Source organism: Allorhizocola rhizosphaerae, from assembly GCF_003426775.1.
GTDB lineage: Bacteria > Actinomycetota > Actinomycetes > Mycobacteriales > Micromonosporaceae > Allorhizocola > Allorhizocola rhizosphaerae.
Genome location: NZ_QJUG01000247.1, coordinates 1 through 11,596, shown reverse-complemented (window position 1 = coordinate 11,596; position 11,596 = coordinate 1). Strand labels below are relative to the sequence as shown.

The following is an 11,596-nucleotide window of genomic DNA, read 5'->3' as shown; positions in this document are numbered from 1 at the left end:
GACGGCGAACTCGCGCGGCGGGTTGGTCGCACCTGCTTGCAGCGCTCCCGCCTGCAGCGCGCGGGCGAGGCCCACGGCGCGGCGCTCGGCGTCGGCGGCATTGACCTCTTCAAGCGAGTCGTCGTCGGCGAACCGCTCGGCGAAGTCGTCGGCCGTGCCGTCGTCGGTGAACGCGATGAACCTGCCCGAAGCGGCGAGCAGCGAGACGATCAGATGCTCATCGTCGTCGACCGCAACGGTGACCACCGTCGACCCACCGAAGCGCTCCGCGAGAAACGCGGTCAGCCCGGCGTATCCGGCGGGATCATCATTGATCTCGCATGCCTCCAACAGGCGACCAGAATCGTCGACAACGGCGACGGTCAGCCGCGCCACAGCGCCGATCTGACCGGCCTGTCCGGCCGATGAAATACCGCAATACACCCGCACGAGCGCCACGGACTCGTCCTCCTCCCGGGACCCACGTGTGCCAAGACTTGATACTTCCCGGAGAAAGTCAGTCGCGCCAGTCCACAGAGGCAGAGATTTTGCCAATTATGGAGCGCCAGCTGATCGACGCCTGCTCTGTCCCGATTTTCTTCAGTCTGCGGCGGGCGAAAAATCCGGTCGCCCGGAGCGCCTCGTCGAGATCGTCCAACGGCGACCCCGGCGCCAGCGAAATTATCACCTTCTTGAGCTGCAAGGCATAGGCCAGGTCGCGGGCGATCTCGCCGGCGGACAGCAGCAGCGGCGGCTCCCACGCGTCGGGCCCGCCCCGCAGGTTTTCCACGACGAGGTCGAGCTCGTAGGACTCGTCCTCGCTCACCTCGATGTCGGACGCCTTCAGCTTCGAAGCGAACTTTGACCAATCTTTCAGCTGCTTCATATCGTGCGGCGCCTTGGACTTCACAAACGACGCGAGGCCCTCGGCGGTCTTGAACAGCAGGAGCTTGCCCTTGTGCGACAGGAAGATCGGCACCTCCTGGTCGGCGGGCTTCTTCTCCTCGCCTTCGTCAGCAGCCGACTCCTCAGATGACGTGGACTCCTTCGACTCCACTGCCTCTTCCGCGAGCTGGTCCTCGGCGGGAGCCGCGGCGACCTCGTCGAGCGCTTCCTTGGTCCACTCGAACTCCGGTAGCTCTTCGTCATCGAGTGGCGCCCGTGCGTCGCGGCCGGAGAAGACGTCGTCCTCATCCTCGCGCTCGCTGATATCGGTCGGGGTCAGCTCGGACTCCATGCGATAACCGCGCAGGGTGAAGCCCACCTTGTTGCCCGGCAGGGCTACCTCGATCGGCGAGAGCTCGAACTCTTCCCAGATGGTGGCCATGGACGCCGTCCTCCTCGCGCGCGGGTTGTCGCGTACACGATAGTGGGTCCGCTCATCCGAGATGCGCCCGCATCCATCCTTCCGGGCCGCGCTCCACGATCCGGCCCTGATCCATGACGATGATCTCGTCCAGCCCGAGACTGTCCAATCCGGTCAGACGGTGGGTCACCAGCACCACTGTGCGGTCGCCCAGGTGGTCGAACACCGCCCGCAGCACGTCGTCGGCCTGTGCCGGGTCGAGCCCCTCGGTCGGCTCGTCGAGCAGCAGCACCTCCGGGTCGGCCAGCAGGGCCCGGGTCAGCCCCAGCCGCTGCCGCTCGCCCCCGGAAAGTTCCGCGCCGTCCTCCCCGACCAAGGTTTCCAGGGGGTACCGGTTGCCGAGCGCGATCCGCGCGACGTCTCCCGCGGCCACCAGCTCCGCGTCGGTCGCGTCGGGCCGCGCCAGTTTGAGGTTCTCCCGGATGCTGTTGTGAAACAGGTGCGCGTCGGCCATGAGCCCGGTGGCCACGCCGTCGCCCGAACGGATGACATGCCCGCGGTCGGGCATGATCGTCCCCGCGATCACGCTCAGGAGCGTGCTCTTGCCCGCGCCCGAGGGCCCGATGACCCCGATCTTGCGGCCGGGCGCGAGGTCGAGGTCGATGTCGTGAAGCCGGCCCGCCACGGCGACCCCGCAAAGCCGGACGGGCCGCCCGCTCGGTGTCTCCACGGGCGCCACGGGAGTGGTGAGCTCGCGCACGCGCGCCAGACTCCCGGAGATCTCGGCGTACTTGCGGGCCGCGCCGAGCAGGTTGAGCGTGAGCTCGCCGGTCGCCAGCGCGCCGATCGTGAGCACGGCCGTCCACACGCCACGATCGGGCGCGGCCAGGTACACGCCGACCGCGGTGAGCGCGGACAGGGTCCCACCCGCGGCGTCGAGCGCGAACGACCGCACGGCCAACCGCCGTTCCACAGCGGACAGCCGAGCCGCATGAAGCGAGGCGGCCGCCTGGAACCGCTGGGTCGCCCCGTAGGCCGCGAGATCGGCGGCCCCGTGCACGACGTCGAGCACAGCGATCGCGTGCGCCGCACGCAGCGGGGCGAGCTCAAGTGCGCCCCGCCGGATCAGCCGCGCGCCGAGCACGGGCAGGACCACCCCGCCCAGCGCGAGACCGAGGCCCAGCACGAGCCCGGCCAGCGGGTCGATGAGCGCGGCGGTCACCACGGCGGCCACGCACACCAGACCGCTGGCGAACATGGGCAGGGCCACCCGTACCACCAGATCCTGCACGCCGTCCACATCGGACACCATCCGGCTGAGCGCGTCGGCGTGCCGGGCCAGCGGCCGGTCGATGAGGTGGGCGAAGATGCGGGCTCGCACCTCGGTCACGATCCGCAGCACGGCGTCGTGCCCGGCCAGGCGTTCCAGATAACGGAAGCCACCGCGCGAGATGGCCAGCGCACGGACGCTCACGATCGCGATGGTGAGCGCCGTGATCGGGGGCTGTTCGGCTGCGGTGATGAGCAGCCACACGGCCGTGCCCATGAGCGCGACCCCTGCCGCCTCAGCGAGCGCGCCAAGCAACCCCGCCCCAACCAACCGCCAGATCACGCGGGCTCCATTTCCACAACACGCCCGTGCTCGACGCGCACGATCCGGGTCGCGACGCTGAGCAGGGCCGGCCGGTGCGCGACGAGCAGGGCCGTGCGACCGGAGGCCAGGCGCAGGGTCGCGTCCACCACCGCCTTCTCGCTGGCCATGTCGAGCCGTGCCGTGGGCTCGTCAAGCAGGAGCAGGGGAGCGTCGCGCAGGAACGCCCGCGCCAGCGCCACGCGCTGCCGCTCGCCGCTGGACATGCCGTGGCCCCGCTCACCGAGCATGATGTCAAGCGAGTGGGGCAGGGCCGCCGCCCGCGCGGCCGCCTCCACCGAGGCCCGCGAGGCATCGGGGTTGCTCAGTGCGATGTTTTCGGCGAGAGTCGCCGCGAAGAGGTGGGGCTTTTGCGGTACCCAAGCGAGTGGAAAATCCACATCGGACGGTGAGACGCCGTTGATCAGCACCTCCCCGCGGGTCGGCGTCACGAATCCGAGCAGCAGCGACAGCAGGGTGCTCTTGCCGCCGCCGCTCGGCCCGACCAGCGCGACGCGGTCGCCGTCGGCGATGGTGAGGTCGACATCGTCCAGCGCGACCGTCCGCTCATAGACCACGCTCACCCCGCGGAACTCGATGTGCAGCGGCGGCTCGACGACCTGCGCGACCCGCTTGACGGGAGTCCCCAAGAGCCCGAAGGCGTGATCGAGCGCGGTGAGTCCCTCCATGCTGGCGTGGAAGCGGCTGCCCGCGTTCCGCAGCGGGATGAACGCCTCGGGCGTGAGCAGCAGCACGAGCAGCGCGGTGGACAGGGTCAGCCCACCGGAGAGCAGGCGCAGCCCGATCGGCACGGCCACGAGCGCCACCGACAGCGTGCTCACGAGCTCCAGCACCAGCGCCGAAAGGAACGCGATGCGCAACGTCTTCATCGTGGCCGATCGATGCTGATCGGCCATCTTGCGCACGGCCTCGACCTGAGCCCGCGCCCGCCCGAAGGCCTTGAGCGTGGGCAGGCCGGTCACCATGTCCAGGAAATGCCCGCCCAGCAAGGAGAGCCGGTGCCACTGGCGTTCGGTGGCGGCGCGGGTCTGCCAGCCGATGAGGATGCCGAAGATGGGAATCAGCGGCAGCGTCACGAGCACGATGACGGCGCTCGCCAAATCGTTGAGAGTAAGTGTGACCAGCACGGCTAACGGCACCGTCACGCTGAGCACGAGCTGCGGCAGATATCCGGTGAAGTATCCGTCGAGCGCGTCGAGCCCGCGCCCGGTCAGCGTGGCCAGCTCGCCCGCCCGCTGCCCGGCCAGCCACCCCGGCCCGCGCCTGCCCACGGCCTCCAGCAGATCGCGCCGCAGCTGCTCCTTGACCGTGGCCGCCATGCGCGCGGCGACGACCCCGCACGCACTGGTCAACCCAGCCCGGACGGCGAACGCGCACGCGAAGAGCGGCAGGTTGAAGCGCGACAGCCCGAACGCCGCGACCACCACGGCCAGCGCCACACCGACCCCGAGCAGCCCGAGCAACGCCACGTCACGGCGTAACGCGGGGACATGCCGCAGCAGTCTCGGATCAAACGGGCGCACAACCCTCATGGTGCACGATGACCCACATCACGTTACTTGGGGTCGATGAGCACCCCTCCGACAAGTGAATCGCTCGTCATCGGTGAGGACCGGGCCGCCCTGCCGCGGTGGTGCGAGCGTGACCGTGTAGCCCACCGGCTCGGCCCGCGGGCCCTCGGCGGCCCGCGCTCCAGCACGTACTGGTCGAAGATCAGGTGTCACGATAGAAGGACGCTATCGGACCGGCCGGGTGTTTACCGGCGCCACAGCGGCTTGCGCAGCCGCCCCCTGCGCAAGACGCCGGTCGCCTCGATCGGCTGACCGGGCCGGATCACGTGCTCGGTGACCTTCCACGCCAGCGTGTCGAACGCGTTTGCCTTGCGCGCCAACTCATCCGGCGGCACATGCCCGAGCGCCGCCAGCCGGTGCAGCATGGGCGCCTCCTGCGGCGAAGGCTGTTTCAAAACCCGCACCTCTTCGAGGACGGTCAGCTCCGGCTGGACAAGGTCGACGCTCACCTCCACCTCGCCGACCCTCAGGGATCCCCGCTGCAGCCCGACGACCTGGCGCCAATGATGGGCGTCACCGTGCACCTGCCACGATTCCGCCCCGATCCGGTACCAGACACACTCGGTCTGACTGAGCGGCGCGAGGAGAATCGGACCATCGGCCGGGCCGCTCACACGCCCTTGGGATGCCATACCGTCTTGGTCTCAAGGAACGCCGTCATGCGTTGCATTCCAGTCACCGGCAGCGGCCGCAGCACGCGCTTGAGCGTGTCGGATGCCGCCTCCTCCAACGACTTCGCCAGCTCAGCATCGTCCAATCCGGACAGGTCGAGCGCGTTGACGTCGTCGTGCGAGGCCAGCCAGGGCCCGACCTCTTTCGGGTAGCCGGTCAGGATGTTCACCACGCCGCCCGGCAGATCCGAGGTGGCGAACACCTCGGCGAGAAACACGGCCTCGACCGCGCGCGGCGTCACCACCACACACGTGTTGCCCGTGACAATCACCGACGCGATCGCCTCCACCAAATCGGACGGTCCAATCACACCGACGACACCGGTCGGCTCCGGCGAGGACAGGTTGAAGTATGGCCCCGCAACGGGATTGGCGTTTCCGATCACCTGTGCGATCTTGTCGGCCCAGCCCGCGTACCACACCAGACGGTCCACGTCGGACGCGCCCACGCCGCGGCTCTCACCCATCTCCGCCGCGCGATAGAGAATCTGCCCGCGGTTGTATGCGGTCGCGCCGGTCCACTTGCCAAACGCCGCCCGCGCGGCGAGCACGGCATCGCGTGCGTCCTTGCGTGAGGCCAGCGCCGCGTTGTGCCCATCCACCTCGAACGTCCGTCCTGACTCGCTGCGCGGGAAAGCGCCACCGATATACAACTTCAGGGTTTTGCGGACCTCAATGCGAGACGTCAAGGTATGCCTCCAACCCGTGCCTGCCACCCTCGCGGCCGTAGCCCGATTCCTTGTAGCCGCCGAACGGCGACGTCGGGTCGAACTTGTTGAACGTGTTGGCCCACACCACACCCGCACGCAGCTTGTCCGCAATGGACAGGATGCGCGAGCCCTTCTCGGTCCAGATGCCCGCCGACAGACCATAGGGCGTGTTGTTGGCCTTCTCCACCGCTTCGGCCGGCGTCCGGAAAGTCAGCACCGACAGCACCGGCCCGAAAATCTCCTCGCGCGCGATCCGGTGCGCCTGCGTGACGCCGGTGAAAATCGTCGGCGCGAACCAGAATCCGTGCTCGGGCAGCTCGCACGGCGGCGACCAGCGCTGCGCGCCCTCCTCCTCGCCGATGTCCGACAGCGTCCGGATCCGCTGCAGTTGCTCGGCCGAATTAATGGCCCCAATGTCGGTGTTCTTGTCCAGTGGATCGCCCACGCGCAGGGTTGCCATGCGCCGCTTCAGCTTTTCCAGCACCGCGTCGTAAACCGATTCCTGCACAAGCAGTCTCGACCCGGCACAGCAGACATGCCCCTGATTGAAGAAGATCCCGTTGACGACGCCTTCCACGGCCTGGTCGAGCGGCGCGTCGTCAAAGATGAGATTCGCCGCCTTGCCGCCCAGTTCCAAAGTGACTTTTTTCTTGGTACCGGCGACAGCGCGCGCGATCCGCCGACCCACCTCGGTCGATCCCGTGAACGCGACCTTGTTCACGCCGGGATGCTCCACCAGCGCCGCACCCGTCGCCCCAGCACCGGTCACGATGTTGACCACACCCGCCGGCAGGTCGGCCTGCTGGCAGATCTCCGCGAACAGCAGCGCGGTCAGCGGCGTCGTCTCCGCCGGCTTGAGCACCACCGTGTTGCCGCACGCCAGCGCGGGCGCGATCTTCCACGCCAGCATCAGCAGCGGGAAGTTCCACGGGATCACCTGTGCCGCAACGCCCAGCGGCCGCGGGTTGGGCCCGAAGCCCGCATATTCCAGCTTGTCGGCCCAACCCGCGTAGTAGAAGAAATGCGCGGCCACCAGCGGCACGTCCACGTCGCGCGATTCCTTGATGGGCTTGCCGTTGTCGAGCGACTCCAGCACGGCCAGCTCCCTGGACCGCTCCTGGATGATGCGCGCGATGCGGAACAGATATTTGGCCCGCTCACTGCCCGGCAGCTTGGACCACTTCGCGAAGGCCGCCCGCGCCGCCTCGACCGCCCGGTCAACGTCCTCTTTGGACGCCTCGGAAACCTCGGCCAGCACCTCTTCACTGGCCGGGTTGATGGTTTTGAACGCCGATGCGCCCTCCACAAACTCGCCACCGATGAACAACCCATAGGAGGGTTTGATGCTCACAATGGCCGTGGACTCCGGCGCCGGTGCATATTCAAACTTCATGTCTCTCAGTCCAAAGTGAAGTAGTCGGGCCCGGCGTAATGCCCGGTCTTGAGCCTCGTGCGCTGCATCAGCAGATCATTGAGCAAAGTGGACGCACCGAAGCGGAACCAGTCGGGGTCGAGCCACCCCTCGCCCGCGACCTCGTTGACCGTCACCAGGTACTTTATGGCATCCTTGGTCGTCCGGATCCCACCCGCGGGCTTGACGCCCACCTTGCGCCCGGTCTCCTGCTCGAAGTCGCGCACCGCCTCCAGCATGATCAGCGTCACGGGCAGGGTGGCGGCCGGGCTCACCTTGCCGGTGGAGGTCTTGATGAAGTCGGCCCCCGCGAGCATCGCCAGCCACGAGGCGCGCCGCACGTTGTCGTAGGTCACCAGCTCACCGGTCTCGAGGATCACCTTCAGGTGCGCCTCGCCGCATGCCTCCTTCACCGCCTTGATCTCGTCGAACACCGCGAGATAGCGGCCGGACAGGAACTCGCCCCGGCTGATCACCATGTCGACCTCGTCGGCCCCCGCCGCCACGGCCGCCCGGGTGTCCTCCAGCTTCACCGCCAGCGGGGCCTGCCCGCTCGGGAAGGCTGTCGCCACGCTCGCCAGGTGCACGCCCGACCCCCGCAGCGCCTCGGCCGCGACCGGCACCAGCGACGGATACACACACACGGCGGCCACCGGCGGGCAGCTCCGATCGGCCGGATCGGGCCGCTTCGCCTTGGCGCACAACGCCTTCACCTTGCCCGGCGTGTCGGCCCCCTCCAGCGTGGTCAAATCGACCATGCGGATAGCAAGATCAATCGCCCAGGCCTTGGCCGTGGTCTTTATCGATCTGGTACCCAGTTGTGCCGCGCGGGCATCCGCCCCCACCTGATCAACCCCGGGCAGGCCGTGCAGGAATCGCCGCAACTCCTCGTTCGACCCCGTCACATCCAGATCCACAACCGCCGTCACACGGTCCATCCTACTAATCTGTCTGCGTGGACGTACTCGTCGTAGATCACCCGCTGGCCCAGACCCGCCTCACCGCCATGCGCGACGCGCGCACCGATTCGGCCAGCTTCCGTGCGGCGCTGCACGAGCTGTCGACCATGCTCACCTACGAGGCCAGCCGTGCCTTTGCCGCGAGCACGTTCCCCGTGGAGACGCCCGTGGCCACGGCGCTGGGCACGCGCCTGGCCAACCCGCCGCTGATCGTGCCCGTGCTGCGGGCAGGGCTCGGCATGGCCGACGCCGCGCTCGCGCTGCTGCCCGAGTCGTCGATGGGGTTCGTGGGGCTGGCGCGCGACGAGCACACGTTCGAGCCTCGCGCCTACATGGAGTCTTTGCCCGCTTCGCTTGACGGCATCCCGGTGCTGGTGCTCGATCCCATGGTGGCCACGGGCGGTTCGCTGGAGCACTGCTGCCGCCTGCTCACCGATCGCGGCTGCACCGACATCACGGTGCTGTGCGCGCTCACCACGCCCGAGGCGATCGCCCGACTGGAGTCCTCCGCCCTCCCGCTACGCTTGATCACCGCATCCATCGACCAGGGCCTCAACGAAAAAATGTTCATAGTCCCCGGCCTAGGCGATGCCGGCGACCGCCAATTCGGCGGCATGCCCCGCTTCTGACCCCTTCCGATCGATCATGAACTTACGTCCATGTTCGACGGCGTGTCGTGACACCAACTTCGTGATCAACCCGGGTTGTCCACAGCTGGTTATCCACAGCGTTGTGCTCTCGCGCCAAGGGTTTGACGCTCGTTCCTCGTGAACTTCGTAGAAATCAGGCGCGAGCAACACGGGTTGATCACGGCCGCGCAGTGCAGGCGGCTGGGCATCAAGGCCAATCGGGTCCGACCCAAGCTGAGCAGCGGTGAATGGAGCCTCATCACCCGGGGCGTCTACTTCACCCGCATCGGCCGACCCGACCCCCCGACGTTGATCAGGGCGGCATGCCTGTCGGCCGGACCGCACGCGGTTGCCGTCATGTGCAGCCCTCCTGCATGGCGTGGGCGGCCTGCGTACCGACAAATAAAATCCACGTCAATCTGCCGGGACCCAAGGCGATCCCGCCACGGCTCGGGGACCCCATTCTGGTACCTCATCAGCTGCCGCTGGGTGATTCGGAAACCACCATGGTCGATGACGTCCCGTCCGGCACGATGTGCCGGACGCTGGCCGATCTGTTGCTGATGGCGGACCGGTTCGAAGCGGTCTCCACGATCGGCGCGGCGCTGAACGGGAAAATGATTACGGTCGATGACCTGCCGGGCCTCGTCGAGTCGATAGCGGGGCGCAGGGGTGTCATCCGCGCCCGCGAATGGATCAACCAGGACGGGCCGTCGAACACGGAAGCAAGTTAGTGATCGGCGCAATATGGTCGAAACGTAGGGCTTGGGGGGTTTGTGCCTTTCGTAGGGCTGCTTGTCCCGGCTGTGGCGCGACCTCAACGCGCCCGACGGTGTGAACCTGATGGCCAACACGTCCGCGCGGGGCCTGACCATTCCGATGGTGCCCGTGACGATGGCGTTCGGAGCGGAGGTTGGCTTCGCGCTGCTGACCGCGCTCGGGCGGGACGCCAACAGGCGAGCACGATTGGGCGCCAAACCGCGTCCGACGGCCACGCTGATGCGCGACGTCCATCGCACGGGCAAGGCACCGCTCGTGACACCCGTTATGCGCCAACAGTTTCGCGAGGATGTTGCGTACTGGCGCGCGCTGCAGTTCTGTTGCTGTCGGACAACACGCCCGGCCAGCACCGTCCAGCTTCGCTTGGTATTGAACGACCTCGCGGGCGAGGCCGTTCACCCGCACGACGTCTGGCTCTGGCGGGTCACGGGCTGACAGACCAGATGCCAAGCGCCGCAGCGGTTTCCGTGCGCAGCGCCACGATCGTGGCCGCAGCCCGCTCGCGCGCCGACACCAGATCGCCGTCGGCCACGGGCTCCACGACCTCCAGATAGGCCTTCAGTTTCGGCTCCGTCCCGGACGGCCGGACCACGACGCGGGCCGAAGCGGTGCGCAAGATGACGACGTCGGCCTCGGGCAGCATGTCCTCCACCGTCGTCACGGGCTCGTCCAGCAGCGATGTCGGGATTTTCGCGCGCAGCCGGGCCATCGCGTCGGAGATCTCAGTGAGATCGTCGACGCGCACCGAGAGCTGGTCGGTGACGTAGAGCCCATGCTGCAGGTACAGCTCGTCGAGACGGTCGGCGAGTGTTCGCAGGTCCGCCTTGAGCCCGGCGGCCAGCTCGGCGACGAGCAACGCGGCGGTGATCCCGTCCTTGTCGCGCACCATGCTCGGGGCCACGCAGTAGCCGAGTGCCTCCTCGTAGCCGAACACGAGGTCCGTCCCCGCGCGCACGATCCACTTGAACCCGGTCAGGGTTTCCGCGTAGCCCATGCCATGCGCCTCGCATAGCTTGCGCAGCATGGATGATGACACGATCGTCGTGGCATATGTGCCCGAAACGCCTTTGCGCATAAGGTGATCGGCGAGCAGGATGCCCACCTCGTCGCCGCGCAGGACCTTTCCCGCTCCCCAGCCCTCCGTGCCCGCCCCCCTTGGCCGGAAGCCGGGCAGGGCGACGGCGCACCGGTCGGCGTCAGGGTCGTTGGCGATGACGATGTCCGCGCCCTTCTCGCGGGCGAGCGCCATCACCATGTCCATGGCGCCGCGTTCCTCGGGATTGGGAAACTTCACGGTCGGGAACATGCCATCGGGCTCGGCCTGTGCGGCCACAGCCGACGGCGGCGCGAAGCCGGACTTGACGAACGCCTCGCGCAGCACGTGCAGACCAACCCCGTGCAGCGGCGTGTAGGCGATCGAAAGCTCTTTGGGCCCATCGGGGTCGACCACACGAGCGGCAGCATCCACATAGGACGCGACGATCCCGTCGTCGAGCGTGTCCCAGCCTTTGCCTTCGCCTTCGCTTTCGCCCAGTGGCACTTCCTTGACGCGCACCGAGCGGATGAGCGCCTCGATCTCCGCGTCCACGGGCGGCACGATCTGCGCGCCCGCGCCGAGATCGCCGCCCAGCGAGGCGCCGAGATACACCTTGTATCCGTTGTCCTGCGGCGGATTGTGCGATGCCGTCACCATCACGCCCGCGGCCGCGTCCAGATGCCGCACGGCGAACGCCAGGACGGGCGTCGGCAGTGGCCGCGGCAGCACGGCGGCGCGCAAGCCCGCGCCCGTGGCGACCCGTGCCGTTTCGAGCGCGAACTCGTGCGACCCGCGCCGGGCGTCGTACCCGATGACGATCAGCCCGTCCGGCTGGCGCGCCGCGACCCAGCGCGACAGGCCGGCCGCGGCCTGACGGACCACGGCGAGGTTCA

11 protein-coding genes and 1 pseudogene are annotated in these 11,596 nt (G+C 68.1%); 3 read left to right on the top strand and 9 right to left on the bottom strand.

Going from position 1 to position 11,596, the window contains the following annotated elements; translation table 11 throughout:
- The 8 genes and pseudogenes from DM816_RS35200 to deoC all read right to left on the bottom strand — a co-directional run.
- A pseudogene (locus tag DM816_RS35200) lies at positions 1-438 on the bottom strand (transposase); the annotation flags it as partial.
- Between the two features lie 58 nt (positions 439-496).
- On the bottom strand, positions 497-1,306 hold the full coding sequence (locus DM816_RS35195; protein WP_117214778.1) for a DNA primase: 810 nt from the start codon (positions 1,304-1,306) through the stop codon (positions 497-499).
- 52 nt (positions 1,307-1,358) lie between these two features.
- Positions 1,359-2,897: a thiol reductant ABC exporter subunit CydC gene (gene cydC, locus DM816_RS35190; protein WP_117214777.1), complete on the bottom strand. Its 1,539-nt coding sequence runs from the start codon at positions 2,895-2,897 to the stop codon at positions 1,359-1,361.
- Positions 2,894-4,468, bottom strand: a complete 1,575-nt coding sequence (gene cydD / locus DM816_RS35185; protein WP_117214776.1) for a thiol reductant ABC exporter subunit CydD — start codon at positions 4,466-4,468, stop codon at positions 2,894-2,896. The genes cydC and cydD overlap by 4 nt, the downstream gene beginning before the upstream one ends.
- A 224-nt stretch (positions 4,469-4,692) precedes the next feature.
- A complete protein-coding gene (locus tag DM816_RS35180; RefSeq protein ID WP_117214775.1) occupies positions 4,693-5,121 on the bottom strand; it encodes a hypothetical protein in 429 nt (142 codons plus the stop codon).
- The gene (locus DM816_RS35175; RefSeq protein WP_211588994.1) at positions 5,118-5,867 is read right to left on the bottom strand and encodes an aldehyde dehydrogenase family protein; all 750 of its coding nucleotides are present in this window, start codon (positions 5,865-5,867) and stop codon (positions 5,118-5,120) included. The genes DM816_RS35180 and DM816_RS35175 overlap by 4 nt, the downstream gene beginning before the upstream one ends.
- Complete coding sequence (locus DM816_RS35170; protein ID WP_117214774.1) at positions 5,851-7,281, bottom strand: aldehyde dehydrogenase family protein; 1,431 nt, start codon at positions 7,279-7,281, stop codon at positions 5,851-5,853. Before DM816_RS35170 ends, DM816_RS35175 begins: the two co-directional genes overlap by 17 nt.
- A gap of 5 nt (positions 7,282-7,286) precedes the next feature.
- Positions 7,287-8,237: a deoxyribose-phosphate aldolase gene (gene deoC / locus DM816_RS35165; RefSeq protein WP_117214773.1), complete on the bottom strand. Its 951-nt coding sequence runs from the start codon at positions 8,235-8,237 to the stop codon at positions 7,287-7,289.
- A 17-nt stretch (positions 8,238-8,254) separates the two neighbouring features.
- On the opposite strand from deoC, the gene upp reads away from it, so the two are divergent.
- From upp to DM816_RS35150, 3 genes are all read left to right on the top strand, one after another.
- Entirely contained in the window at positions 8,255-8,887 is a 633-nt protein-coding gene (gene upp / locus DM816_RS35160; RefSeq protein ID WP_117214772.1) for a uracil phosphoribosyltransferase, read from the top strand.
- A gap of 374 nt (positions 8,888-9,261) precedes the next feature.
- Positions 9,262-9,621 (top strand): hypothetical protein, encoded by a 360-nt coding sequence (locus DM816_RS35155; RefSeq protein ID WP_117214771.1) that lies wholly within the window; start codon positions 9,262-9,264, stop codon positions 9,619-9,621.
- Between the two features lie 61 nt (positions 9,622-9,682).
- The gene (locus tag DM816_RS35150; protein ID WP_117214770.1) at positions 9,683-10,102 is read left to right on the top strand and encodes a hypothetical protein; all 420 of its coding nucleotides are present in this window, start codon (positions 9,683-9,685) and stop codon (positions 10,100-10,102) included.
- On the opposite strand, the gene DM816_RS35145 is transcribed toward DM816_RS35150, so the two are convergent.
- Positions 10,092-11,596: phospho-sugar mutase (locus DM816_RS35145; protein WP_162908154.1), on the bottom strand; the 1,505-nt coding region annotated here is incomplete at its 5' end. The two genes, DM816_RS35150 and DM816_RS35145, sit on opposite strands and share 11 nt — an antisense overlap.